The sequence below is a fragment of the Kitasatospora sp. NPDC048662 genome (assembly GCF_055587065.1).
On record NZ_JBVJHA010000001.1, the window covers coordinates 888,409 to 913,525 of the forward strand.

Sequence of the window (25,117 nt, forward strand, 5' to 3'; positions counted from 1 at the left end):
CACTCCCTCGGTCTGTCCGGCCGCCCGGGGTCGCCGGTGGCCGGTCCGGTCGCCCTCCCGGCTCGCGCGCGTGGGTGTGCGCGCCAGTACGGGCAGGCGGTGTTCCCTTTCCGACGGCGTCCCTCACGAGAACGTTACCCAGCGGCACCCCTTGGCGCTCTTGCGCTAGGACGTCCTAGTTGTTCTCCGGTGGGGAAACCGCCTGTGACGCGGCTTACCGCCCGGTCAGGACACCAGCGCACGGTATCCGGGCGCGGCCCGCTGCGAAAGGGGGTAACGCCCATCGATTTGTGCGAGGCTTTGCAAATGACTGATAACGGACATATCAGGGTGTTTCTCCTCGATGATCACGAAGTGGTCCGTCGGGGCGTGCACGAGCTCCTCTCGATGGAGGGCGACATCGAGGTGGTCGGCGAGGCCGGCACGGCCGCCGAGGCGCTCAACCGGATTCCGGTGGTCCATCCCGACGTGGCGGTGCTGGATGTCCGACTGCCCGACGGAAACGGGGTCGAGGTGTGCCGGGAGATCCGCTCCCGGTACCCGTCGGTGAAATGCCTGATGCTCACCTCCTTCTCCGACGACGAGGCACTGTTCGACTCGATCATGGCGGGCGCCTCCGGATATGTCCTGAAAGCGATCCGCGGCACCGACCTGCTCTCCGCGGTCCGCGACGTCGCGGCCGGCAAATCCCTGCTCGACCCGGTCGCCACCAGCCGGGTGCTGGCCCGGCTGCGCGACGGGGGCGAGAAGGAGGACGAACGCATCGCGCAGTTGACGAAACAGGAGCGCCGCATCCTCGATCTGATCGGCGAGGGGATGACGAATCGGCAGATCGGCAATGAGCTGCACCTGGCCGAAAAAACCGTAAAAAACTACGTCAGCAGCCTGCTGGCGAAGATGGGCATGGAGCGCCGCACCCAGGCCGCCGCGTACGTCGCGCGCCGCCGCGCGGGCGGGCAGCACTGAGATCACACCGAACACGCTGTGTCAAGTCGCTATCACGCCGAGTAATACGCTCTGCTCCGTGACGTACGGTCAGACCATCTCCCTCGCGCCGGCCCGCCCGGACGCCACCGCTCCCCCCATCGGCACCCTCAGCCCCCCGGTCGCGCACGCCGCGGTGGCCGGGGTCCTGCGCGCCTACCCCACCGCACCGCCCGGCGCGGTCACTCCGGTGGCCGAAGGACTGCTCAACCGGGGCTACCGGATCGCGGCCACCGACGGCGCCACCTACTTCCTGAAGTGCTACGTCGACCGGGCCACCGCCAACCGGCCCGCCGTCCTCGCCCAGCACCGCGCCACCACCGAGCTGGCCGCGCTCGGCCTCCCGGTGCCGCCGCCACTCGCCAACCGGGACGGCCGGACCGTCACCGCGTACGGCGGCCGGCTGTTCGCGCTCTACCCGTGGGTGCCCGGCAGCCACCGGCACGGCACCGAACTCGCGCCCGCCCGGTGCGGCGAACTCGGCACCCTGCTGGGAGCACTGCACGGCGCACTCCGCGAGGTCTGCGCCCCCCTGCGGCAGCCGGACCGGGTGCTCAGCGCCGAGGCCGAGGAGACCGAGCGGATCGTCGCCGAGCTGCGCGACCTGGCCCGCGCCCACCGCCCCTACGGGCCGTTCGACCGGCTCGCCGAGCAGCGCCTGACCGAGCGACTGGACCTGCTCGCCGCACACCGGCACCGCCGTCCCAACCCGACCGCCGCCCCGCCCACCGGCTGGACCCACGGCGACTTCCACGGCCTGAACGTGCTCTACCGGGGCGACACCGTCAGCGCCGTCCTGGACTGGGACAAGCTCGCCCCGCACCCGGTCGCCGAGGAGGCGGTGCGGGCCGCCACGCTGCTGTTCAACGACCGCACCACCGGCGTCCTCGACCTGGTCCGGGTCCGGCGCTGGGCCCGCGCCTACCGGGCCACCGGCGCCGCGGACGCCGAACAGGTCGCCGCCGCCGTGCACCGGGTGTGGTGGGAGCGGCTGAACGACCTGTGGATGCTGCAGTGGCACTACCAGCGCCACGACCACCGGGCCGACCCGCTGTTCCCGGCCTCCGCCGGGCAGCTCACCTGGTGGTGCCAGGACTACGAGCAGGTCATGGACGCGTTCGCCAACTGACCTGCCCGCGGCCCGTCCCGGCCTCCGCTCAGCCCGTCTGCGGCTGCGCCCCGACGCCCGGGCTGGTGCTCGGCCTGGTCACCGGCGGGGCGCTGGAGCTCGGGCTGGCCGGCGGCGAGCTCTTGTCGCCGGACGCGCTCGGCGAGGGCGACGGCTTCGTCGAGTGCGAGGGGCTGGCCGAGGCGGACGCGGACGCGCTGGCGGAGGCGGAGGCACTGGCCGAGGGCGACCAGCTCGGCTGCTCGCTCTGGCGGCCGGTGCCCTGGCTGCGGGTCGGCGGGGGGCTGGTGGGCCGCTCCGTCTGCTCGCCGGGGGACGGGCTGCCGGTGGAGTGCACCTGGGTCTTCGGGTCCTGATCCTGGGACTTGTTGTTGTCGCCCCCGTTCGCGGTCAGCGCCAGCGCCACCCCGATGGTGGCGGCCAGCACCAGGGCCACCGCGCCCAGCACCAGGCCCCACGGGTTGCGGCGGGGCCGCTCCTTCACGTCCTCGCCGCCGTCGTGGTCCCCGCCGCCGACGGCCGGGTACGGGCGCGCGGGCGTCTGGTAGCCCGAGGCCATCGGATACGGCAGCGCCTCGGTCCGGGCGGCACCGTCGCCGACCGCGCCCAGCACCGTGGTCGGCGCGGCGGAGCCGCCCGCCGGGGTGCTGTCCCAGCCGCCGGCCCCGAGTACGGCCGTCTCGGCCGGGTAGCCCGCTGCGGCCGCGCCGTGCAGCTGCCGCAGCGCGTGCTGCACGTGGGCGCGGAACTCGTCGGCGCTCTGGAACCGGTCGTCCGGGTTCTTCTCCAGCGCCCGCAGCACCAGCGCGTCCAGCTGCGGCGGCACCCGGTCGTTCGCCCGGGACGGCGGCACCGGCGCGTCCTGGACGTGCTGGTACACCACCGACAGCGGGGTCTCGCCGACGAACGGCGGCCGCAGCGTCAGCAGTTCGTACAGCATGCAGCCGGCCGCGTACAGGTCGGAGCGGTGGTCGACGGCCTTGCCGAGGGCCTGCTCCGGCGACAGGTACTGCGGGGTGCCCATCACCATGCCGGTCTGCGTCATGGTGGTGGCCGCGCCGGTCAGCGCCCGGGCGATGCCGAAGTCCATCACCTTGACCGCGCCGCCGTTGGTGATGATGACGTTGGCGGGCTTGATGTCCCGGTGCACGATCCCGTGCTGGTGGCTGTACGCCAGCGCCTCCAGCACCCCGGCGGTGATGATCAGCGCCTGGTCGACCGGCGGTGCCTCCTCGTCCACCAGCAGCTCGCGCACCGTCCGGCCCTCGACCAGCTCCATCACGATGTACGGGGTGGACTCCCCGCCGTGGTGCTCCTCGCCGGTGTCGTAGACCGCCACGATCGAGTGGTGGTTGAGCGCGGCCACCGAGTGTGCCTCGCGGGTGAAGCGCAGCCGGGCGGTGTCGTCCTCGGCGAGTTCGGAACGCAGCAGCTTGACCGCCACGGTGCGGCCCAGCCGCAGGTCCTGGGCGGCGAGCACCTCGGCCATGCCGCCGCGGCCCAGCCGGCCGGTCAGCCGGTAGCGGCCGTCCCCGACGGTGGGGAAGGGAAGTGCGCCGCCCCGCCCGGACGTGGCCGCCCCGACCGGCAGTGCCTCGGTCGGTCCGGTGACCTCGGCGGCCCGGCCGTCACCCTCGTCCCGTGCGTCCCGCGCCGGGACGTCCCGCTGGTCCGCCCCGCCGTCGTCCGGTCGTTCGCTCTGACCCATCGCTCCTCGCCCCGGGCATTCGCTCGGCGCGCGTTCGCCCTGTCGGTTCCGTCCTCAGAACGCTACCGTCTCGCGCCCGCCGGTGTGGCACGGGAGGGCGGGTGCGGGGGCTCACAGCGGGCTCCGCGAGCCCACCCGGGGCGGAGTTCGAGCACGGAGCACTGCCCGGGCTCAGTAGGTCGAGGTGCTCGCTCCGGCCGCCGCGATCGCCACGATGATGACCGCAAGAATCACCACGCCGACAATCACACCGACCACGATCAGCGCGGTCGAACAACCATTGCTGTTGTTCGCCGGCGGCGGGTACGGCATCGGCATCGGAGCCGTCATCGGACCGGGCATCGGCGGACCCGGCATCGGCTGCTGCGGGAACGGCGGCGGCGTGGTCTGCGGGAAACCCTGCTGGAACTGCGGCTGCGGGAACGGCTGCGGCGTCTGCGGCGCCTGCGGGAACGGCGGCGGCGTCTGCGGGAACGGCGCCGGGGTCTGCGCGTACGGCGGCGGCGTCTGCGGCCCGGGCGCCGGCTGGTACGGCTGCGGCGGCGGAGTGCCGCCGCCCACCGGCGGGAAGTTGGTCAGCGACGGCGAGGCGTGCACCGACCGCGGCCCCTCGCCGATCACCAGCGGGGTGGACGCCTGCAGCGGCGTGTTGCCCTGCTCCCCCGCCGCGACCCGCTCCACCTCCTCGCGCATCGCCTCCGCCGTCGCGAACCGGTGCGCCGGATCCTTGCGCAGCGCCTGCGCCACCAGCGCGTCCACCGCGGGCGTGACCGCCCCGTTCAGCGTGGACGGCGCCGGCGGGGTCTCCTGCACGTGCTTGTACGCGATCGAGAACGCCGAGTCGCCGTCGAACGGCAGCTGCCCGCTGAGCAGTTCGAACAGCATGCAGCCCACCGAGTACAGGTCGGACCGGGCGTCCACGCTCTTGCCGAGCGCCTGCTCCGGCGACAGGTACTGCGGGGTGCCGACCACCATGCCGGTCTGCGTCATCGACGTCACCCCGGACTGCAGGGCGCGCGCGATGCCGAAGTCCATCACCTTGACGACGCCCTTGGTGGACACCATCACGTTCGCCGGCTTGATGTCGCGGTGCACCAGCCCCTGGTCGTGCGAGGCCTCCAGCGCCGACAGCACCGCCGCGGTGATCTTCAGCGCCTGCTCGGTCGGCATCGCGCCGCGGTTGGTCACCTGCTCGTCCAGCACGTCCTTCAGCGAACGGCCCTCGACGAACTCCATGACGATGTACGGCGTCGCCGTCCCGTCCGGCCCGACGTCCTCACCGGAGTCGAACACCGAGACGATGTTGGTGTGCTGGAGCCGGGCCACCGCCTGCGCCTCGCGCCGGAACCGCTCCTTGAACGAGGCCTCCCGGCCCAGTTCGGTGTGCAGCGTCTTCACCGCGACCTGACGGTCCAGCACCGTGTCGTAGGCCAGGTGGACGGCCGCCATGCCGCCCTGCCCGAGCAACCGCTGCAGCACGTACCGGCCGTGGCCGAGCGAGTGGCCCTCCGTGGTGCCCTCAGTCATGGTCCAGCTCCCCCTCGGCGTGCCGTACTTCCGGACAGGGGCCAGGGTAGCGGTTCGGGGCCGCGCCGCAGCGCGGCCCCCGAAGCCGTTACAGGTACGGGCCGGAACGGATACCGCGGCCCGGGCCCGGCTCCTCCAAGTCCCCCTCCACGCCGTGCAGTCCCGGCGGCAGCGCCCGGCGCATCTGCTCCAACTGCGCCCGGGCCGCCATCTGCTGGGCGAACAGCGCGGTCTGGATGCCGTGGAACAGGCCCTCCAGCCAGCCCACCAACTGGGCCTGGGCGATGCGCAGTTCGGCCTCGGTGGGGATGGTGCCGTCGGCGAACGGCAGCGACAGCCGCTCCAACTCCTCGACCAGCTCCGGCGCCAGGCCCAGCTCCAGCTCCTTGATCGAGCTGGCGTGGATGTCCTTCAGCCGGGCCCGGCTCGCCTCGTCCAGAGGCGCCGCCCGCACTTCCTCCAGCAACTGCTTGATCATGCTGCCGATCCGCATCACCTTGGCCGGCTGCTCGACCATCTCGGTCACCGGCAGCTCACGCGGCTCGTCGCCCTCGTCGCCCCGGCCGAGCCCGCCGACCGGCGCGGTGCCCACCGCCATGCCGTCCGGTCCGACGATCAGCACCGTCGGACTGTCCTCGGACTTCCCGCTCGACGCCTGGTGAGGCTCCTGCTCCGACCGCTCGTTCATCGGGTTGGTCATAGCTCCTTCATATGCTTCGTCCACCGCGAAGGTCAACGCGCCTGGTACCCGGATCGTCCCACCCGGCGGGTACCCGCGTCGCACGGCCTCACCGCCGGCGCAGCTTCACTCCGACCAGGCCGAGGCCCAGCCCGATCATGCCCAGTCCGACGCCCAGCGGCAGCTGATTTGCGGACGGATCGCCCGAGGGCAGCGGCCCCACCGGCAGCACCGGGCCGGCCATCGGCGCCCCGCCCGCGACCACCGCGTCCTCCCCGCCCGGCCCGGCCGGGGGCAGGGCCGCTTCCTCTTCACCTCCCCCGACCGCCTCCGCCCCGGCCTGCGCGCCCGCCACGTCCGGTGTGCCCGTCCCGGGCACCGCCTGCTGCCCGCCGTCCCCGCCCGGCCCGTCCGCCGACGGCTCCGGCTGCGCCGCCGCAGGGACCGGGGGTGAGGTCCTGGCCGGGGCCGGGGGCATCACCGGCTGGTGATGGTGCGCCCACCCGGGCCGGCCCGGCTCCGGGGAGTCCGTCGGTTCCTCGCGCGGCGGCGCCGGGGACTCGGCGGAGGGTTCTTCGGACGGTTCGGTGGCCGACGACGGCTCCGCGGAGGCCGAGGGTTCGGGCGACGCGGACGGCTCGGGCGGCTCCGCGACGGGCTTCGGGGGGTGGGACGGCCCGGCCGGTTCTGCGGGGACGGGGGCGGGTGCGGGGCTCGGGGTCGGGCTCGGCGAGGCTGCCGTCCGGGTCGCGCTCGGGACGGCGGGCACCGGGACCGGCACGGGAACGGCCGGCTGGACCGTCCCGGATATCGCGCCGTCGGTCGGCGCCTCCGGCTGCACGGACTGCCCGGACTGCCCGGACTGCCCGGCCGGGACGGTCTGGGCGACCTGCTCCGCCGCCTGTTCGCGCGCGGCGTCGAACTCCGCCTGCACCTGCTGCCCGGCGGCGTCCAGCCGGGCCTGGATCTGCTGGCGGGTATCGGCCGCCGGATCGACGGCGAAAACGGGGGCGGACAACAGCAGCGGCAGCGCCAGGCCGGTCAACGCCGCTCTGCGGAGCAGCACGCCGGGGCGGGCGGTGGGGGTGCGGCGCGGGGCCGGGGGCACGAGGCAGCGGCGAGCGAGCATCGAAAGCAGGTCCTCCCGACGGCCGTCCGCACTCGGTGCGGACGGAGGCGGAACAGCTTCCCACCAGACTCACACACCGGGACATTCCGGGCATTTCCGCCGCCTCGGAGCCCGGGCTCACACCTCCAGGACGACCTTTCCGACCTGGGTACCGGCCTCGACCACACGGTGCGCCTCGGCGGCGTCGGTGATCGGCAGGACGCGGTCCACCACGGGGCGGACCACACCCGCCTCGACCAGTGGCCAGACGTGCTCGCGCACCGCGGCGACGATCGCCGCCTTCTCGGCCAGCGGGCGCCCGCGCAGGTTGGTGGCGATCACCGCGGCTCGCTTGGACAGCAGGGTGGCCAGGTTGAGCTCGGCCTTGATGCCGCCCTGCATGCCGATCACCACCAGCCGGCCGTTGACCGCGAGGGCGTCCACGTTCCGCTGCAGATACTTGGCACCGACGATGTCGAGGATGACGTCGGCCCCGCCGAGCGCGGCGATCTCCGCCACGAAGTCCTGCCGGTGGTAGTCGATCAGCACGTCCGCACCGAGTTCGGCGCACCGGGCGAGCTTCTCCGGGCTTCCGGCGGTGACCGCGACCCGGGCACCGACCGCCTTGGCCAGCTGAATCGCCATGGTGCCGATGCCGCTGGCCCCGCCGTGCAGCAGCACCGTCTCGCCGGGGCGCAGGTGCGCGACCTGGAAGACGTTCGACCACACCGTGCAGGCCACCTCGGGCAGCGCGGCGGCCTGGATCAGCGTCAACCCCTTGGGAATCGGCAGCAGTTGACCGACCGGGACGGCCACCTGCCGGGCGTAGCCGCCACCGGCCAGCAGCGCGCACACCTCGTCGCCGACCGCCCAGCCGGCCACGCCGGGGCCGAGCGCGGCGATCCGGCCCGCACACTCCAGCCCGGGATAGGGCGAAGCTCCGGGCGGCGGATCGTAGAAGCCCTGACGCTGCAGCAGATCGGCCCGGTTGACCGCGGTGGCGGCGACCTCGACCAGCACTTCGCCGGCCGCCGGAACGGGATCGGGCACCTCGGCCCAGACCAGCCGTTCGGGACCACCGGGCTCGGGAATCGTGATGGCTCGCATGGCCGCCACGCTACGCCCCCGCTCCCGGGACACCCCGTCCACCCGCCGTCAACAGGCAGTCCGTCAAAGGCCGGCGCCCGGGCTGGACAGGCTGGCGACACTCCGCCCCCGGGGTCCGTCGGGGGCGCCTCCACCCCCCATCCTTGTGCCTGTGTCGAACTCCAACCCGCCCGACGACCCGGGTGCCCGACCGTCCCGTCTGACGCTCAGCCGTTTCCGGGACCAGGGCACCGAAGACACCGACCCCGCCCGCCGAATCGCGCTGCCCGCCCGCCGGACCCGTCCGCCGACGCGGCAGGTCGCCCGCCGCCTGCTGCTGGCCCTGGGCGTGCTGGTGGTGACCACGCTGATCGTGTACCTGGACCGCGACGGCTACAACGACAACGCCGACACCTCGGTCAGCTTCCTCGACGCGGCCTACTACGCCACCGTCACCCTCTCCACCACCGGCTACGGCGACATCACCCCGGTGAGCGACAGCGCGCGGCTGGTGAACATTTTCGTGATCACGCCGCTGCGCGTGGTCTTCCTGATCATCCTGGTCGGCACGACGCTCGAAGTGCTCACCGAACGCACCCGCCTGCAATGGCGGATCGAACGCTGGAGGCACACCGTGCGGGACCACACCGTCGTCATCGGCTACGGCACCAAGGGCCGCAGCGCCGTGGACACCCTGCTCGGGCAGGGCGTCCCGAAGGACTCCATCGTGGTGGTCGACCCGCAGGCCCGGGCGATCGACCAGGCCACCCACGACGGCCTGGTCGGCGTACTCGGCGACGCCACCCGCACCGCGACCCTGATGCGCGCCGAACTGCCGCGCGCCGCCCAGGTGGTGGTCGCCCCCGAACGCGACGACACCGCCGCGCTGATCACCCTGACCGCCCGCCAGCTCAACCGGGGCGCCACCGTCGTCGCCGCCGTCCGCGAGGACGAGAACGCCCCACTGCTCCGCCAGAGCGGCGCCGACGTGGTGGTCACCTCCTCCAGCTCGGCCGGCCGCCTGCTCGGCATGTCGATGCTCAGCCCCAACGCGGGCGCCGTGATGGAGGACCTGCTCACCTACGGCAACGGCCTGGACGTCGCCGAACGCCCGGTCACCAAGGCCGAAGCCGGATTGAGCCCACGCGAACTGCCCGACCTGGTGGTGGCCGTGGTCCGCGGACGCCGGGTACTCAACTACACCGAACCGGAGGCGGCGGTACTCCAGCTCACCGACCGCCTGATCGTCATCAAGCCGGGCACACCCGTCGTCCCGCAGTGACCTGACGGTTCCACGTGAAACACCCGCCCGGTCGGGTCCCGGCAGCGCCCCGACGCGTTCCTCCGCCACCGGACCGCCGGGCGACAGCGCGGCAAGCCCGGCCGTGAGTGCCGAACGGGGCGGAGCCGGATGCCCGGGCAGCCCGGCGATCCGACCGACCGGACACTGCACGATTCCACGGCCGAGGTCCACTGGCCGGTTCGCTGCTCGACTCTCACGCGGAACACCCGCCCGGCCGGTCAGGGCAGCGGCAGCACCTCTGCACGCTCCCCCGCCGCCAGACCGCCGGGTGGCACCACGGCAAGCGCCTCCGCCAGGGCCGGCCCGCGCAGCATCGCCGGGCCGTCGTGCGGCGGCGGGGCCAGCCCGGCCGGGGTTGAACCGGGTACCCGGCCCGGCGCCAGCATCCCGATCGCCCCGGCAGCCCCTCCGGACAGACCCCGCCCCATCCTGACCACCGGTTTCACGTGGAACATCCGCCCGGTCGGTCGGGGCAGCGGCAGCACCTCGGCGCGTTCTCCCGCCGCCAGACGGCCGGGCGGCCCACGGCAAGCGGCTCCGCCAGAGCCAGCACGCGCAGCATCGCCGGGCCGTCGTGCGACAGCGGGGCCAACCCGGCCGAGGTGTGCCGAGCAGGGTGGAGCCGGATGTCCGCCGGGTGCTCGGGGCAACGAGGCAGCCAACGCCGCGATCGATCCGGCGAAGCTGCGCGATCCGACCGGTCAGGCAGCGCGCGGTTCCGCGGCCGAGGTCCACCGGCCGGTTCGCTGCCCGGTTTTCCCAGCTCGGGTTCCACGTGGAACATCCGCCCCGCCGTCAGGGCAGCGGCAGCACCTCGGCGCACTCCCCCGCCGCAAGACCACCGGGCGGCACCACGGCAAGCGCCTCCGTCCGCACCAACCCGCGCAGCATCGCCGGGCTGTCATGCGGCAGCGGGGCAAGCCCGGCCGGGGTGTGCCGAGCGGGGTGCAGCTGGGTATCCAACTGGTGCCCGGACAGCCTGGCGGCCAGCATCCCGATCGCCCCGGCAGCCCCTCCGCACGCTCCCTCCGCCGGGGCCGCCCGCGCAGCATCGCCGGGCCGTCGTGCGGCAGCGGGGCAAGCCCGGCCGGGGTTGAACCGGGTACCCGGCCCGGCGCCAGCATCCGAATCGCCCCGACAGCCCCTCCGGGCAGAACCCGCCCCATCCTGACCACCGGTTCCACGTGGAACATCCGCCCCGCCGGGTCAGGGCAGCGGCAGCACCTCGGCACGCTCCCCCGCCGTCAGACCGCCGGGCGGCACCACGACCAATGCCTCCGCCAGAGCCAACCCGCGCAGCATCGCCGGGCCGTCGTGCGGCAATGGCGCGAGCCCGGACGGGGTGTGCCGAGCGGGGTGGAGTCGGGTGTCCGCCGGGTGTCCCGGCAGTCCGACGGCCAGCACTCCCGTCGCACCGGTTGCGGCCCACCCGGAGAGCGCGTGCAGCAGCGGCAGCGCGAGCGAGACGGTGCCCGCGACAGCCGCCAGCGGGTTGCCCGGCAGACCCACCAGGTGCCGACCGCCCGGCAGCGCCGCCAGGAGCATCGGGTGCCCGGGCCGCACGGCCACCCCGTCCACCAGCAGGTGGCCGCCGGTGGCCTCCAGTGCGGCGTGCAGGAAATCCACCGGCCCGGCTGCGGTGCCGCCAGTGGTGAGCACCAGGTCGGCCGGCGAGTGCCGGATCGCGTCCCGCAGCAGCCCGAAGTCGTCCCGGACGTGACGGCTGCCGAGCAGTTCTGCCCCGGCGGTGGCCAGCCACGGCGGCAGCAGCGGGCCCAGCGCGTCCCGCACCCGGCCCGGCGCGGGCAGCCCCGCCGTCAGCAACTCGTCGCCCAGCACCAGCAGTTCGACGGTCGGACGGCGCCGCACGGCCAGCCCGTCATGCCCGGACGCCGCCGCCAGACCGAGCACCGCCGGAGTCACCGGCAGCCCGGCGGGCAGCAGCTCCTCGCCCCGCCCGCACTCCTGCCCGCGCGGCCTGACGTCCTGGCCGGGGCCAACCTCACCGCGCAACTGGACGGTGCCGTCCGGGAGTTCGACCGAGCGGCCGTGCTCACGGCGGAGCACCCCGGTGGCGCCGGACGGCAACTGTGCCCCGGTGGCGATCACCACCGCCGCACCGTCCGCCAGCGGGGCGCAGTCCTGGCCCGCCAGCACCCGACCTGACAGCCGCCACGGCCCCGGCCCGGCCACCGCCCAGCCGTCCATCGCCGAGGTGTCGAAGGGGGGCAGGTCGGTGAGCGCGGTCAGCGGCTCGGCGAGGGTCCGCCCGGCCGCAGCCGCCAGCGGCACCCGCTCCACCGGCAGCGGACGCCCCGCCGCCCACGCGGTACGCCGGGCCACCGGCCACGGGCAGCCGCGCAACGTGGCCGCACCCGAGGACAGCACCGACGCACCCACCGGATCCGCCGTCCCGCTGCTCACCGCTCGGCCGGACCGTCCGCCTCGGCAGCCCAGCGCTCGGCCAGCGCCGTCGCCTTGGCGGACGCCTCCGCCACCGCCGCCGCCCCGCCACCGTTCAACGCCGCCGCATACCCGACCAGGAACGCCGTCAACGGCGCCGCCGGACGCTCCACCCCGTGCGCCACCACCCGGGTCATGTCCAGCAGTCCCCGGACGTCCACCGCCAGGTCCAGCCCCAGTTCGGCAGCGGCCGCAGCCATCCACTCGTCCAATGTGCGCTCCATGACGCCCATGCTGCCCGATCCGCCCCACCGCAGGCCGCCACCACCGGCACCGCCGCGCCCACTCCCGCCCAGCCCACGGACGACACACCGACCGCGATCCACCCACCGATCCCCGGCGGGCAGCGACAGGCACACACGCCCACCGGCCGGGACAGGCCCAGACGCGCCGACAACCGAACCACGCACAGCACTCGCCGCAAGCCCACGCGCCACCCGCCGACACCTGAGCCCGGCCGGTCAGCAACCACCGCCCTCCCCACCCCGGAAGCACCGGCACCGATCCCGACCCAGCACCCCGCAGCGCCTGCCCACAACCCGCGCCGGGCCCCGGGCCGCGACGCGCCTGCCCGCAAACCCACGCTGCCGGGCCGCGTCCGCATCACAACCCGCGCTGGGCCCCGGGCCGCGACGCGCCTGCCCGTAAACCCACGCCGCCGGGCCGCGTCCGCATCACAGAGCCCGGCACGCAACAGCGAACGCCCGTCCGTCGCCCCGCACCCGGCCCTCCAGCCCCCAGCCAACGCCCCCCGGCCGACGAACAGCACCCCTCCCGCCACCGACCACACGCCTTGCGGGGCCAGACCCAACACCCCGCAGCGCCTGCCCGGAACCCCCTGCCCGAGTCACAAGGCCCAGCTCGCACCCGGCTCGCCCCACCCGCAGCCCTCCTGCCCCGCCGCCCGCCGAAGCCACAGCGCCGAGACCTCCCGCTCGGCCGACGAACGGCGCGCCCCCGCCCAAAACCCGCCCGCAGGCGGCCTCAGCGTTCCCCCGCCGCCCGCTGTCGGGCCGCCGCCAGTTCCTGCGGGGTGTCGCAGTCGAAGGACGCGCCCGCCAGGTCGGGCACCCGAACCAGGCGCAGCCCCCCGGTCAGGGCGCGCAGTGGGCGGTCGGCCGGGTCGCCGAGCGACCTGAGCGTCTCGCGCAGCGCGGCGGTGCGGTACACGGCCGCCAGCGGCTGGTCACGGCCCTCGGCGTCCACCAGCAGAGCCCCGTCCGTGTCGCCGCCCACGTCGCCGCCCGTGTCGTCACCCACGTCACCGACCGCGGCCACCAGCCGGTTCACCGTCGCGGCGTCCAGGAACGGCAGGTCGGCCGCCAGCAGCAGCACCAGCGGCGCCGACACCTCCGGCAGTGCGGCAGCCACCGCCGCCAGCGGGCCCCCACCGGGCGGGTCCTCGCGCAGCCAGTGCACGTCAGGACGCGTGGTGGGCCGCTCCGGGCCGACCACCAGGACCCGGCGGGCCCCCGCACAGGCCGCCAGCACCCGGTCCAGCAGCGGGCGGCCACCGACCCTCAGGGCCGGCTTGTCCGCGCCGCCGAGCCGCCGGCCCGCCCCACCCGCCGCCACCACCGCGTCGTATTGCGTCATCCGGGCAGTATCACCGCCGTCACCGCTCCTCGTCCCTCCCGCCACCGCTCCCCGTGGCGCCCGCCGTCACCGCTCCTCGCCCCTCCCGCCGCCAGACGTCTCGTCCCGCTCGTCACCAGACGTCTCGTCGCTCTCCTCGACGATCTCCGCGTCGATGATCCCGTTCTCCTCCTGCGAGACCTCCGGCACCGCCGCATCGACCCGGCCCACGTTCGCCTCCGCGCCGAGCTCCAGGATGGCCGGCAGGGTCAGGCCGCCGTAGCGCTCGTTGACCGCGGTGGCCAGCGCCTCGGCGTCGTGCGGGTGGTCGGCCAGCGCCTCGTCGAAGTCGCGCAGGTACTCGGCAGTGAAGCCCAGCACCCGGTGCGCCGCGTCGTCCATGCCGGGGGCGCGGTGCCCGGAGATCACCCGGTCCACACCCAGGTCGGCGATCCGGCTCAGGTTGTGCGACCACTGGCCGCGCGCCGCCGGATCGGTGTCGGCGGTCCACACATGGGTGCCGTTGTAGACGAAGTCGCCCGCGATCACGGTACGGATGCTCGGCAGGTGGACCACCGTGGAGCCGGCGCAGTCGGCCTGGCCGAGCGGCAGCACCTGGATCAGCTGACCGTCGATCATCAGCGGCTGCGGCAGCAGTGGGGCGGGCAGCAGCGGCTGGTCGGGAATGTCGTCGCCGTACACCGGCTTCCACTGCGTCACCTTCGCCGCCGCGGTCCGCCCGATCCCGTCCACCACCGACGGCGCGGCCAGCAGCCGCGTCCCCGGGAACAGCCGCAGCACCTCCTCGGCCCCGAAGTAGTGGTCCGGGTGCTGGTGGGTGACCACGATCGCCAGCAGTTGCCGGCCCTTGCCCGCGATCCACTCCGCGAGCTCCCGGCCCGCGCTGCGGGTCAGCTGGGCGTCCACCAGGATCGCCGTGTGCTCGCCCATGATCAGGCTGGACGTGGCGAAGAACGCGCTCTCCGGGCCGGTGAAGACCTCGACCTCCAGCGGACGGAAGGCCGGCGCGGCACCCGCCCCGCGGCCCTCGGCGCTCTCGTCGGGCGGTGACGCGGTCACGGCTGCTCCCCTGGTCGGTGTTCGGTGGCGGGCCCCGATCGGCCCCGGTTGACGTCCACCCTCTCCGGAACACCCCGCCAATGCCGGGTAGGCACGCCCAGCAGAGTGATCACTGGCACCATCGGGCCGCCGATCGCGTCGGATATTGTCGGTGGTCCTCGCGCACCGGCCACCGCAGCGCACGCATGTCCGCACGCATCTTGGAGTACTTGATGGACCGGCTCGACAACACCGTCCGCGACTACGCCTGGGGTTCGGCCACCGCCATCCCCGAGCTGCTCGGCCGACCCGCCACCGGCGAGCCGCAGGCCGAACTGTGGATGGGTGCCCACCCTGGCGCGCCCTCGGTGATCGACCGCGGCAACGGCCCGGTGCCGCTCGACCGGGTGATCGCCGCCGACCCGGCGGCCGAGCTGGGCGCCGCCGCCGTCGAGCAGTTCGGGCCCACGCTGCCGTTCCTGATGAAGGTGCTGGCCGCCGCCGTCCCGCTGTCCATCCAGGCCCACCCCACCCGCGCCGAGGCCCGGGCCGGCTACGCCGACGAGGAGCGGCGCGGCGTCCCCGCCGACGCACCGCACCGCAACTACAAGGACGACAACCACAAGCCCGAACTGATCTGCGCGCTCAGCGAGTTCGAGGGCCTGTGCGGCTTCCGGACGCCCACCGACGCGGCCGACCTGATGGCCTCCCTGGAGGTGCCCGGGCTGGAGCCGCTGATCGACCTGCTGCGTACCAAGCCGGAGGCCGAGGCGCTGTCCGGCGCACTCGCCGAGGCGCTCGCGCTGACCGGCGAGCAGGGCCGGGCCACCGTGGAGGCCGTGGCCCGCGCCGTCACCGCCGCCGCCCCGTCCGACCCGAGCGGTGCGATGGCCGGCTACGCCTTCGCCGCCGCCGAGCACCCCGGCGACCGCGGTCTGGTCGCCGCCCTGCTGCTCAATTACATCCGCCTGCAGCCCGGCGAGGCCCTCTACCTCGGCGCCGGCCTGCCGCACGCGTACCTGCGCGGCACCGGTGTGGAGATCATGGCCAACTCCGACAACGTGCTGCGCTGCGGGCTCACCCCGAAGCACGTGGACGTCCCCGAGCTGCTGAAGGTGGTGGGCTTCCACAGCGGCAGCCCGGAGATCCTGCGCCCCGAGCCCGGCACGGACGGCGAGCGGCTCTACCCGGTGCCGATCGACGAGTTCCGGCTCTCCCGCTACGACCTCGCCGAGCACCCCGCCGTGCTACCGGGCGACGCCCCGCAGATCCTGCTCTGCACCGCCGGAACGGTCGAACTCGCCTCCGAAGCACAGACGTTGACGCTCCACCAGGGCGAGTCGGCGTTCCTGCCCGCCGACGGCGCCGAGACCGCACTGACCGGCCCCGGCGCGACCGTCTTCCGCAGCACCGTCACCCTCTCCTAGTCCGCCCGCTCCGCCGCGAAGAACGCCCGCTCCGCCGCGAAGAACGCCCGCTCCGCCGCGAAGAACGCCCGGTCCGCCGCGAAGAGCGCCTGGTACGCCAGGCGCTCCTCCGCGCCGTCGCCGATCGCGGTGAGCAGTTCGTCCAGCGCGAGGAACACCTCCCACCGTTCGCCGCCGCCGGCCCGGACCACGGCGCCGACCAGCAGGTCCTCCAGGTCCGGGACGCGCTTGTTCTTCCACACCTTGTCGGCCAGCGACACCAGCAGGTCCTCCACGCCGGAGTGCGGGCCCCAGCTCGCGTGGCCGGCCGCGAAGCGGGCCAGCTGCGGGGCGACTCCCGCCGCCAGCAGCAGCTCCCGGCCGACCCCCTCGTGCGCCGATCCGGGCCCGGACAGCTCCGCGCGGTGCACGGCCTTCCCCACGTCGTGGGTGGCCGCGCCGAACAGCACCGCCGCCCGGTCGAACTCCAGCCCCGGCCAGAGCGCGGCCGACCCGTCCACCAGCCGCACCGCCACGTCGTGCACCAGCCGCAGGTGCGCCACCAGCCGCGGCGGAGCGGCCAACTCGGCCAGCAGCAGCGCCACTTCGTCCGGCAGCGGGCACAGCCGCAGATCGTCCTCGTCCGTCACGGCGGGCGAGGCTACCAGCCGCAAAATCGCTTGACCCGACGGCGGGCCGCCGTTGCACTGGGGCTGGCACCTGGCCGACGACTGTGGGGAGACAGCACCGCCATGGAGATTCGTTCCACCACCGAGAAGGACCTCGACGTCTTCATCGACACCGTGTTCGCCGCGTTCGGGAAGCACCCGACGCCGCCGGAGGAGGACGGCAGCGGAGTCTGGTGGTCGGCGCTCGAACTCGACCGCGGGCTGTTCGCCGTCACCGACCAGGGGCGTCCGATCGGCACCGCCTCCGCCTACTCCTTCGAGCTGACGCTGCCCGGTGGGGCGACCGTTCCGGTGGCCGGGATCAGCTGCGTGGGCGTGCTGCCCTCGCACCGGCGGCAGGGCGTGCTCACCGCGATGAAGCGCCATCAGCTGGCCGAGCTGCGCGAGCGCGGGGAGATCATGTCGGTGCTGCTGGCCTCCGAGGCGATGATCTACCGCCGGTTCGGCTACGGCCCGGCCACCTACACCCGGCGGCTGACCGTCCCCCGGCACCAAGCCGCGCTCACCCCGCCCCGGGCCGGCGAGCAGCCGGCCGGCACGGTCGAACTGCTCCGGCTCAACGACTGCCGCGAACTGGTGGAGCAGATCTACGACCGCTACCGCCGTACCCAGCCCGGCGCGATCTCCCGCCCGCCCCGCTGGTGGGCCCGGCAGGCCGGGCACCCCCCGATCGCTCCCACCCCGCGCTACATCGCCCTCCACCGGGACGCCGACGGCACCCCGGACGGGTACGCCAGCTACTCCCTCGACGACTCCGGCACCCTGCTGGTCGACGAGACCGTCACGCTCGACGACGCCGCGTTCACCGCACTGGCCCGCTACCTGCTCGGCCACGACCTGGTCACCGAGGTCGCCTTCCGGCACTTCCCGCCCGGGCACCCGCTGCAGTGGCAGCTGGCCGACTTCAACGCCGGCCAGCTCGGCAAGCACACCGACTGGCTCTGGGTGCGGCTGCTCGACATCCCGCGTGCCCTCACCGCGCGCACCTGGTCCGCGGACGGCGAGCTCGTCCTCGACGTCGCCGACCCGTTCCTCGGCGAGCACACCCGGCACCTGCTGACCGTCCGCGACGGCCGGGCCGAGTGCACCCCCACCGACCGTGAGCCCGACCTGTCGCTGGACGTCAGCGACCTCGGCTCGATCTACCTCGGCGGCACCACCCCGAGCACCCTGGTCCGGGCCGGACACATCCGCGCCCACCACCCGGCCGCGGCCGCCCTCGCCGACGCCATGTTCCGCGCCGAACGCGAACCGCACTGCCTGCACTGGTTCTGACGGCACGCCACCTAACTGGCCGTCAGGTCACGTCGCGGGTCATGTCCACGAAGCGCGAGTAGTGACCCTGGAAGGCGACGGTGATGGTGGCGGTCGGACCATTACGGTGCTTCGCCACGATCAGGTCCGCCTCGCCGGCCCGCGGGGACTCCTTCTCGTAGGCGTCCTCGCGGTGCAGCAGGATGACCATGTCGGCGTCCTGCTCGATCGAGCCGGACTCACGCAGGTCGGAGACCATCGGCTTCTTGTCGGTGCGCTGCTCCGGGCCACGGTTCAGCTGGGACAGCGCGATCACCGGGATCTCCAGCTCCTTCGCCAGCAGCTTCAGGTTTCGGGACATGTCCGAGACCTCCTGCTGCCGGCTCTCCGCCCGCCGCGAGCCGCCGGACTGCATCAGCTGCAGATAGTCGATGACCACCAGCCGCAGATCGTTGCGCTGCTTCAGCCGCCGGCACTTGGCCCGGATCTCCATCATCGACAGGTTCGGCGAGTCGTCGATGTACAACGGCGCCGCACTCACCTCGGGCATCCGCCGCGCCACCCGTGTCCAGTCGTCGTCCGTCATATTGCCGGACCGCATGTGGTGCAGGGCCACCCGTGCCTCCGCCGACAGCAGGCGCATGGCGATCTCGTTGCGGCCCATTTCGAGCGAGAAGATCACGCTCGGCAGGTTGTTGTGGATCGAGCAGGCGCGGGCGAAGTCCAGCGCGAGGGTGGACTTACCCATGGCCGGGCGGGCCGCGATGACGATCATCTGGCCGGGGTGGAGGCCGTTGGTGAGCTGGTCGAAGTCGGCGAAGCCGGTGGGGACGCCGGACATCTGGCCGGAGCGGGAGCCGATGGCCTCGATCTCGTCGAGGGCGCCCTCCATGATGTCGGCGAGCGGGGCGTAGTCCTCGTTGGTGCGCTGCTCGGTGACGGCGTAGATCTCGGCCTGGGCGGCATTGACGATGTCGTCGACGTCGCCCTCGGCGGCGTAGCCCATGCCGGCGATCCGGGTGCCGGCCTCGACCAGGCGGCGCAGGACGGCGCGCTCGTGGACGATCTCGGCGTAGTACTCGGCGTTGGCCGCGGTGGGGACGGAGTTGACCAGGGTGTGCAGGTAGGAGGCGCCGCCGACGCGGACCAGCTCGCCGCGCTTGGTGAGTTCGCCGGCCACGGTGATCGGGTCGGCGGGCTCGCCGCGGGCGTAGAGGTCGAGGATCGCGCCGTGGATCAGCTCGTGGGCGGGCCGGTAGTAGTCGGCGGGCTTGAGCACCTCGACGACGTCGGCGATGGCGTCCTTGGAGAGCAGCATGCCGCCGAGCACGGACTGCTCGGCCGCCAGGTCCTGCGGGGGTACGCGTTCGAAGCCCTCGGCGCCGCCGAGGCCGCTCTCGCCGTCGCGGTCGCGCCGCTCGCCCTTGCCGGGGAAGCGGTCGCCCTTTCCGCCGCCGTCACGGCGCTGGAAGCCCCCGCCGGAGCCGTTGCCCCCCGCGTTGTTCGAGCGGCGGGCGGCGGGGAGGCGGTCGCCCGGGACGTCGGGGAAGGCGTCGAGCGGGAAGGCGTCGTCGGACGGCTGCCAGTCGTCCTCCGGGGGCGGAGGAACGTCGTGGTCGTCGTACTGGGGGCCGGTCACGCGTGTTCCCCGATCAGCGGTTGGTGCGAGTTGGTGCGGGCCTGTCCGGTGCCGGCGCTCGGTCTTTCTTACGCCACCGAGCCGACAGTTCCGGCTGTGTGCGGGGCGGTGTCGCGCGGCCACCGGGGTCTGGTCCGGAGCCACGGTACGGGGGGCCGGGCGGTTCCTCCAAGACGGTTATCCACAGGCCGTGTGGATAACTCTCCGCAGCCTGTGGAGAAACCCCGGAAAGCTGTGCACAACCCTGTGGACACCGCTGTGGATAACCACACGATCGCTCTGCTGTCAACTCGCTGACCTGCGATTACCTCTTCCACCGCCTGTGCATGAGAAATTCTTCACACAGCCGGGGACGAGACCGCCCAGCCGTTCGATCGGTCGTTCGATCCACCGTCCGTCCACAGGCTCGGTAAGAGACGAAAGCCACTAGCGGTCATTACCTGTGGATGAGTAGGGTGGACGGCATGCCAGCCACGCCCACCCGCCCCGCCGCCGCGGCCGAACACCGCCGCCACGACCGCGAGATCCTCGCCCTGGCCGTCCCGGCCTTCGGCGCGCTGGTCGCGGAACCGCTCTTCCTGATGGCCGACTCCGCGATCGTCGGCCACCTCGGCACCGCCCAGCTGGCCGGCCTGGGCATCGCCTCCGCCGCGCTCACCACCGCCGCCGGGATCTTCGTCTTCCTCGCCTACGCCACCACCGCCGCGGTCGCCCGCCGGATCGGCGCCGGAGACCGCCGGGCCGCCGTCCAGCAGGGCATCGACGGGATCTGGCTGGCCTTGATCCTCTCCGCCGGCCTGGTCGTGCTCACCCTGGCCCTCGCTCCGCAGGCCGCCCAGCTGCTCGGGGCCTCCCCCACCGCCACCCCGTACGCCGTCACCTACCTGCGGATCAGCGCCCTCGGCGTGCCCGCGATGCTGCTGGTGCTGGCCGCCACCGGCGTGCTGCGCGGGTTCCAGGACACCCGCACCCCGCTGCTGGTCGCGATCGGCGGGTTCGGCGCCAATCTGCTGCTCAACCTGGGCCTGGTGTACGGCGCCGGTCTCGGGGTGGCCGGCTCCGCATGGGGCACCGTGATCGCGCAGAACGCGATGGCCGCGGTGTACGTGGCCGTGGTGGTCCGCGGCGCCCGCCGGGAGGGTGCCGGGCTGCGGCCCGACCTGGCCGGCATCAAGGCCTCCGCCCGGGCCGGCGGCCCGCTGATGGTGCGCACCCTGAGCCTGCGCGCCGCCCTGCTGCTGGCCACCGCGGTGGCCGCGTACCTGGGCGACACCGAGATCGCCGCCCACCAGATCACCATGACCATCTGGTCGTTCATGGCCTTCGCGCTGGACGCGGTGGCGATCGCCGGGCAGGCCATCATCGGCCGCTACCTGGGCGCCGGCGATCTGCCGGGCACCCGGGCGGCGACCCGCCGGATGATCGAGTGGGGTGTCGGCGCCGGGCTGGTGCTGGGCCTGCTGATGGTGCTGGCCCGGCCGCTGTACATCCCGCTGTTCACCGACGACCCGTCGGTGCGGGCGCAGCTGTCCACCGTGCTGCTGCTGGCGGCGCTGACCCAGCCGATCGGCGGCGTGGTCTTCGTGCTGGACGGTGTGCTGATGGGCGCCGGCGACGGCCGCTTCCTGGCCTGGGGGATGCTGGGCGCCCTGCTGCTGTTCGTCCCGGCCGCCCTCGCGGCACCCGCGCTGGGCCTGGGCCTGGCCGGGCTGTGGTGGGCGATGAACCTGTTCATGCTGGGCCGGGCCGCGGTCCTGTCCGGCCGGATACGCACCGGCCGCTGGATGGTGACCGGCGCCGTCCGGGCCTAGGCGCACGGCGAAGGGGCCGGACTCCGAGTGGAGTCCGGCCCCTTCGTCAGCTCTGCGGCCGAAATCAGGCGGCGACGACGGCGACGTCGAGGTTGGCCTGAACGTCCGAGTGCAGCTTGACCGAGACCTTGTGGGTGCCCACGGTCTTGATCGGCGAGGCGATCGCGACGGCGCGCTTGTCCACGGCCGGGCCGTTGGCGGCCTTGATGGCCTCCACGACGTCGGCCTGGGTCACCGAGCCGAACAGGCGGCCGGCGTCGCCGGAGCGAACGGCCAGCTTGACCTGCAGGCCCTCGAGCTTGGCCTTGACCTCGTTGGCGGCCTCGAGGGTCTGGATGGCGTGGATCTTCCGGGCGCGACGGATGGCGTCGACGTCCTTCTGACCGCCCTTGGTCCAGCGGATGGCGAAGCCACGCGGGACCAGGAAGTTGCGGGCGTAGCCGTCCTTGACCTCGACGACCTCGCCGGCGCTGCCGAGACCGGGGACCTCGTGAGTGAGGATGATCTTCATTCTTCGGTCACCCTCTCTTAGCGCGTGGTGGAGGTGTAGGGCAGCAGGGCCATCTCACGGCTGTTCTTCACGGCCGTGGCGACGTCACGCTGGTGCTGGGTGCAGTTGCCGGTGACCCGGCGGGCACGGATCTTGCCGCGGTCGGAAATGAACTTCCGCAGCAGGTTCGTGTCCTTGTAGTCCACGTAAGTGGCCTTGTCCTTGCAGAAGACGCAAACCTTCTTCTTGGGCTTGCGAGCAGGCGGCTTCGCCATTGTGTGCTCCGTTAAGTACGAGATCTGTCAGCGTTGCCGGACCCTCGACGGGTCCGGCCCGCACCGCTTAGAACGGGGGCTCTTCCGAGTAGCCGCCGCCGGAGTTGCCACCCCAGCCGCCGCCGCCCTGGTTGGACGAGGGAGCGCTGGACGCCCACGGGTCGTCGGACGGGCCCTGGTTGCCGCCGCCGGGGTTGCCACCCCAGCCGCCGCCACCCTGGTTGCCGCCGCCGTACCCGCCGCCGCCCTGCTGGCCGCCGCCACCGAAGCCACCGCCGCCGCCGGGACCGCCGGAGCGGTTGGCGCGGGTGACCTTGGCGGTCGCCGAGCGCAGGCTCGGGCCGACCTCATCGACCTCGACCTCGAAGACCGTCCGCTTCTCGCCTTCCTTGGTCTCGTAAGACCGCTGGCGCAGTCGGCCCTGCACGATGACGCGCATGCCGCGCTGCAGCGACTCGGCCACGTTCTCCGCCGGCTGACGCCAGACGTTGCACGTGAGGAAGAGGCTCTCGCCGTCCTTCCACTCGTTCGTCTGACGGTCGAAGGTGCGCGGGGTGGACGCGATGCGGAACTTGGCCACCGCGGCGCCCGACGGAGTGAAACGCAGCTCGGGGTCGTCGACGAGGTTGCCGACGAGGGTGATGACGGTCTCGCCTGCCATGTGGTGATGACCTCTCGGAAAGAAGTTCTGCGGTGCTCGTCAGCGGTGTTCCACGTGGAACACCGGACGCGAGCCCTCCGGCATCAATGCCGGAAGTGGGCTCAGTGGGTGTCCGGGCGCAGGACCTTGGTCCGCAGAACCGACTCGCTCAGGCTGAGCTGGCGGTCGAGCTCCTTGACGACCTCGGGCGTGGCCTTGAGGTCGATGACCGAGTAGATGCCCTCGGACTGCTTGTTGATCTCGTACGCCAGGCGACGACGGCCCCAGGTGTCGATCTTCTCAACCTTGCCGCCGCCGGTGCGGACGACGTTGAGGAAGTTCTCGATCAGGGGGGAGACAGCGCGCTCCTCGACCGACGGGTCGAGGATGACCATCACCTCGTAGTGACGCATGTGTAACCCACCTCCTTTGGACTCAACGGCCACGGTCTCTCCGTGGCAGGAGGGTTGTGCGCGTCGGCACCGGTGGGCCAGGGCATGCGGACACGCCCCTACACCAGTGCAGAGGGGCCAGCCTACCGGGTGAGCCGACCGACGGACAAAACACCGGGATCCCGGGGTTGTCATTTCGACCATACCGGTATCAATCTGGACAGAACGAACGTTCCCTCCACCACGGGAGGTGGGTCCTATGGCGCAGAACGTCCACCGGCCGCAGTTCACCCTGAACACCGACGGGAACCCGCATCCGCGGGAGAACATCCTGGTGGGGGTGACGCTGCTGCTCGGCGCGGTCGCCTTCGTCACCTCGTTCTTCTACAACCTGCACCTGCTCAGTTCGTGGGCCGGACTGGCCGGGATCGTCACCGGAATGATCGGCCTGTTCGTCTCCGTCACCACCGCCGAGCGCTTCGTGGTGGTGATCGGCACCGGAGCCGCCGCGTTCGGCCTGTTCCTCGGCGTGGCGCACGGCGGACTCTTCGGGGGCGTGTGGTGACGCCCGCGCGCGGCGGCACCGGGTGAACCTGGCAGAGATCGCGCAACCTCCCCCGCCCTCCCCGCGTAGTACCTGTGCCAAGCAGGTGCGAACGGGGGGGCGCAACCATGTCGGACCACTTCCCGCCCGAATCGGACCATTCGGGCGATAGGGTCACCTTTGGAAAGCCTGACGAGGAGGAGCACGGAGCATGAGCCTGCGTCTGCGGACGATCACGCGTGAGGAACACCTGGCCTTTGTGCAGAGCAGGCCCTCTGTCAGCCACATGCAGGTGCCCTCCTGGGCGGACGTCAAGGCGGAGTGGCGCGCCGAGAGCCTCGGCTGGTTCGACGCGGCCGGCGAGCTGGTCGGCGCCGGCCTGGTGCTCTACCGCCAGCTGCCCAAGGTGAAGCGGTACCTGGCGTACCTGCCCGAGGGCCCGGTCATCGACTGGTTCGACCCGGACCTGGACCGCTGGCTGAAGCCGATGCTGGCGCACCTGAAGTCGCAGGGCGCGTTCTCGGTGAAGATGGGCCCTCCGGTGGTGGTCCGCCGCTGGGAGGCCGCCACCCTCAAGGAGGCGATCGCCTCCAAGGAGGCCAAGCGGCTGCGCGACGTCGAACCGGACTGGTCCGAGCCGCGCGCCCTGGAGACCGCCGAACGCCTGCGCCGCTCCGGCTGGCTGCAGGGCGAGGACGGCGGCGCCGGCTTCGGCGACGTCCAGCCCCGCTACGTCTTCCAGGTGCCGCTGGCCAACCGCTCGCTGGACGACGTCCAGCGCGGCTTCAACCAGCTGTGGCGGCGCAACATCAAGAAGGCCGAGAAGACCGGCGTCGAGGTGGTCCAGGGCAGCTACGAGGACCTCGCGGTCTTCCACAAGCTGTACGTGATCACCGCCGAACGCGACCACTTCACCCCCCGCCCGCTGTCCTACTTCCAGCGGATGTGGAAGGCGCTCACCGCCGAGGACCCCAACCGGATGCGGCTCTACATCGCCTACCACGAGGGCGAGGCGCTGGCCGCCACCACCATGCTCACCGTCGGCGAGCACGTCTGGTACTCCTACGGCGCCTCCGCCAACCACAAGCGCGAGGTGAAGCCGTCCAACGCCATCCAGTGGCGGATGATCCGCGACTCCTACGCGCTCGGCGCGAGCGTCTACGACCTGCGCGGCATCAGCGACACCCTGGACGAGGACGATCACCTGTTCGGACTGATCCAGTTCAAGGTCGGCACCGGCGGACAGGCCGCGGAGTACCTCGGCGAATGGGACTACCCGCTCAACAAGCTGCTGCACAAGGCACTCGACCTCTACATGTCGCGCCGCTGAGCACACATGACCTTTACGGGGAGAAC

The 25,117-nt window shown here is 73.0% G+C and carries 23 protein-coding genes and 2 pseudogenes; 8 read left to right on the forward strand and 17 right to left on the reverse strand.

What is annotated here, in order from left to right; genetic code table 11:
- Positions 1-306: 306 nt before the first annotated feature.
- Complete coding sequence (locus ACZ6R9_RS04320) at positions 307-966, forward strand: response regulator (RefSeq protein ID WP_380480418.1); 660 nt, start codon at positions 307-309, stop codon at positions 964-966.
- A 58-nt stretch (positions 967-1,024) separates the two neighbouring features.
- Entirely contained in the window at positions 1,025-2,113 is a 1,089-nt protein-coding gene (locus tag ACZ6R9_RS04325) for a phosphotransferase enzyme family protein (protein WP_465536446.1), read from the forward strand.
- A gap of 28 nt (positions 2,114-2,141) precedes the next feature.
- On the opposite strand, the gene ACZ6R9_RS04330 is transcribed toward ACZ6R9_RS04325, so the two are convergent.
- From ACZ6R9_RS04330 to ACZ6R9_RS04350, 5 genes and pseudogenes are all read right to left on the reverse strand, one after another.
- A complete protein-coding gene (locus ACZ6R9_RS04330; RefSeq protein WP_380480313.1) occupies positions 2,142-3,821 on the reverse strand; it encodes a protein kinase domain-containing protein in 1,680 nt (559 codons plus the stop codon).
- A 192-nt stretch (positions 3,822-4,013) separates the two neighbouring features.
- Positions 4,014-5,348: pseudogene (locus tag ACZ6R9_RS04335) on the reverse strand (protein kinase domain-containing protein); the annotation flags it as partial.
- Between the two features lie 88 nt (positions 5,349-5,436).
- On the reverse strand, positions 5,437-6,048 hold the full coding sequence (locus ACZ6R9_RS04340; RefSeq protein ID WP_380480311.1) for a bacterial proteasome activator family protein: 612 nt from the start codon (positions 6,046-6,048) through the stop codon (positions 5,437-5,439).
- A gap of 88 nt (positions 6,049-6,136) precedes the next feature.
- Positions 6,137-7,156: a hypothetical protein gene (locus ACZ6R9_RS04345; protein WP_465536449.1), complete on the reverse strand. Its 1,020-nt coding sequence runs from the start codon at positions 7,154-7,156 to the stop codon at positions 6,137-6,139.
- Positions 7,157-7,273: 117 nt separating this feature from the next.
- Positions 7,274-8,242, reverse strand: a complete 969-nt coding sequence (locus ACZ6R9_RS04350) for an NAD(P)H-quinone oxidoreductase (protein ID WP_380480307.1) — start codon at positions 8,240-8,242, stop codon at positions 7,274-7,276.
- Between the two features lie 151 nt (positions 8,243-8,393).
- Between ACZ6R9_RS04350 and ACZ6R9_RS04355 the strand changes: the two genes are divergently transcribed.
- Entirely contained in the window at positions 8,394-9,503 is a 1,110-nt protein-coding gene (locus ACZ6R9_RS04355; protein ID WP_380480305.1) for a potassium channel family protein, read from the forward strand.
- Positions 9,504-9,742: 239 nt separating this feature from the next.
- On the opposite strand, the gene ACZ6R9_RS04360 is transcribed toward ACZ6R9_RS04355, so the two are convergent.
- The 6 genes and pseudogenes from ACZ6R9_RS04360 to ACZ6R9_RS04385 form a co-directional block, all read right to left on the reverse strand.
- Entirely contained in the window at positions 9,743-10,009 is a 267-nt protein-coding gene (locus ACZ6R9_RS04360; protein WP_465536452.1) for a hypothetical protein, read from the reverse strand.
- A 310-nt stretch (positions 10,010-10,319) separates the two neighbouring features.
- Complete coding sequence (locus ACZ6R9_RS04365) at positions 10,320-10,517, reverse strand: hypothetical protein (RefSeq protein ID WP_465536454.1); 198 nt, start codon at positions 10,515-10,517, stop codon at positions 10,320-10,322.
- Between the two features lie 213 nt (positions 10,518-10,730).
- Positions 10,731-11,948: a molybdopterin molybdotransferase MoeA gene (locus ACZ6R9_RS04370; protein ID WP_465536456.1), complete on the reverse strand. Its 1,218-nt coding sequence runs from the start codon at positions 11,946-11,948 to the stop codon at positions 10,731-10,733.
- Complete coding sequence (locus tag ACZ6R9_RS04375) at positions 11,945-12,211, reverse strand: DUF6457 domain-containing protein (protein ID WP_380480299.1); 267 nt, start codon at positions 12,209-12,211, stop codon at positions 11,945-11,947. The genes ACZ6R9_RS04370 and ACZ6R9_RS04375 overlap by 4 nt, the downstream gene beginning before the upstream one ends.
- Positions 12,212-12,989: 778 nt before the next feature.
- Positions 12,990-13,583 (reverse strand): annotated as a pseudogene (gene mobA / locus ACZ6R9_RS04380) (molybdenum cofactor guanylyltransferase); the annotation flags it as partial.
- Between the two features lie 66 nt (positions 13,584-13,649).
- The gene (locus ACZ6R9_RS04385) at positions 13,650-14,642 is read right to left on the reverse strand and encodes an MBL fold metallo-hydrolase (protein WP_465536458.1); all 993 of its coding nucleotides are present in this window, start codon (positions 14,640-14,642) and stop codon (positions 13,650-13,652) included.
- 212 nt (positions 14,643-14,854) lie between these two features.
- Between ACZ6R9_RS04385 and manA the strand changes: the two genes are divergently transcribed.
- Positions 14,855-16,048 carry a mannose-6-phosphate isomerase, class I gene (gene manA, locus ACZ6R9_RS04390; protein ID WP_465536808.1) on the forward strand — a complete coding sequence of 398 codons (1,194 nt, stop codon included), beginning with the start codon at positions 14,855-14,857 and terminating at the stop codon, positions 16,046-16,048.
- Here manA and ACZ6R9_RS04395 read toward each other — a convergent pair.
- On the reverse strand, positions 16,045-16,677 hold the full coding sequence (locus ACZ6R9_RS04395) for an HD domain-containing protein (protein WP_465536460.1): 633 nt from the start codon (positions 16,675-16,677) through the stop codon (positions 16,045-16,047). The two genes, manA and ACZ6R9_RS04395, sit on opposite strands and share 4 nt — an antisense overlap.
- A 102-nt stretch (positions 16,678-16,779) precedes the next feature.
- On the opposite strand from ACZ6R9_RS04395, the gene ACZ6R9_RS04400 reads away from it, so the two are divergent.
- Positions 16,780-17,991, forward strand: coding sequence for a GNAT family N-acetyltransferase (locus ACZ6R9_RS04400; protein WP_465536462.1), 1,212 nt, complete (start codon positions 16,780-16,782; stop codon positions 17,989-17,991).
- Positions 17,992-18,013: 22 nt separating this feature from the next.
- On the opposite strand, the gene dnaB is transcribed toward ACZ6R9_RS04400, so the two are convergent.
- Positions 18,014-19,609, reverse strand: a complete 1,596-nt coding sequence (gene dnaB, locus ACZ6R9_RS04405; RefSeq protein WP_380480291.1) for a replicative DNA helicase — start codon at positions 19,607-19,609, stop codon at positions 18,014-18,016.
- 464 nt (positions 19,610-20,073) lie between these two features.
- Here dnaB and ACZ6R9_RS04410 point away from each other — a divergent pair, with 464 nt between their 5' ends.
- A complete protein-coding gene (locus tag ACZ6R9_RS04410; protein ID WP_465536464.1) occupies positions 20,074-21,420 on the forward strand; it encodes an MATE family efflux transporter in 1,347 nt (448 codons plus the stop codon).
- 64 nt (positions 21,421-21,484) lie between these two features.
- Here the strand turns inward: ACZ6R9_RS04410 and rplI are convergent, their stop codons facing one another.
- The 4 genes from rplI to rpsF all read right to left on the reverse strand — a co-directional run bounded on the left by rplI (position 21,485) and on the right by rpsF (position 23,238).
- Positions 21,485-21,931: a 50S ribosomal protein L9 gene (gene rplI, locus ACZ6R9_RS04415; RefSeq protein WP_035864395.1), complete on the reverse strand. Its 447-nt coding sequence runs from the start codon at positions 21,929-21,931 to the stop codon at positions 21,485-21,487.
- A 17-nt stretch (positions 21,932-21,948) separates the two neighbouring features.
- Entirely contained in the window at positions 21,949-22,185 is a 237-nt protein-coding gene (gene rpsR, locus ACZ6R9_RS04420) for a 30S ribosomal protein S18 (protein ID WP_030457605.1), read from the reverse strand.
- A gap of 67 nt (positions 22,186-22,252) precedes the next feature.
- Positions 22,253-22,846, reverse strand: coding sequence for a single-stranded DNA-binding protein (locus tag ACZ6R9_RS04425; protein WP_465536467.1), 594 nt, complete (start codon positions 22,844-22,846; stop codon positions 22,253-22,255).
- A 101-nt stretch (positions 22,847-22,947) separates the two neighbouring features.
- Positions 22,948-23,238, reverse strand: a complete 291-nt coding sequence (gene rpsF / locus ACZ6R9_RS04430) for a 30S ribosomal protein S6 (RefSeq protein WP_030270167.1) — start codon at positions 23,236-23,238, stop codon at positions 22,948-22,950.
- Positions 23,239-23,476: 238 nt separating this feature from the next.
- Here rpsF and ACZ6R9_RS04435 point away from each other — a divergent pair, with 238 nt between their 5' ends.
- Complete coding sequence (locus ACZ6R9_RS04435; protein ID WP_380480285.1) at positions 23,477-23,782, forward strand: hypothetical protein; 306 nt, start codon at positions 23,477-23,479, stop codon at positions 23,780-23,782.
- Between the two features lie 190 nt (positions 23,783-23,972).
- The gene (locus tag ACZ6R9_RS04440; protein WP_380480283.1) at positions 23,973-25,091 is read left to right on the forward strand and encodes a lipid II:glycine glycyltransferase FemX; all 1,119 of its coding nucleotides are present in this window, start codon (positions 23,973-23,975) and stop codon (positions 25,089-25,091) included.
- Positions 25,092-25,117: the final 26 nt, after the last annotated feature.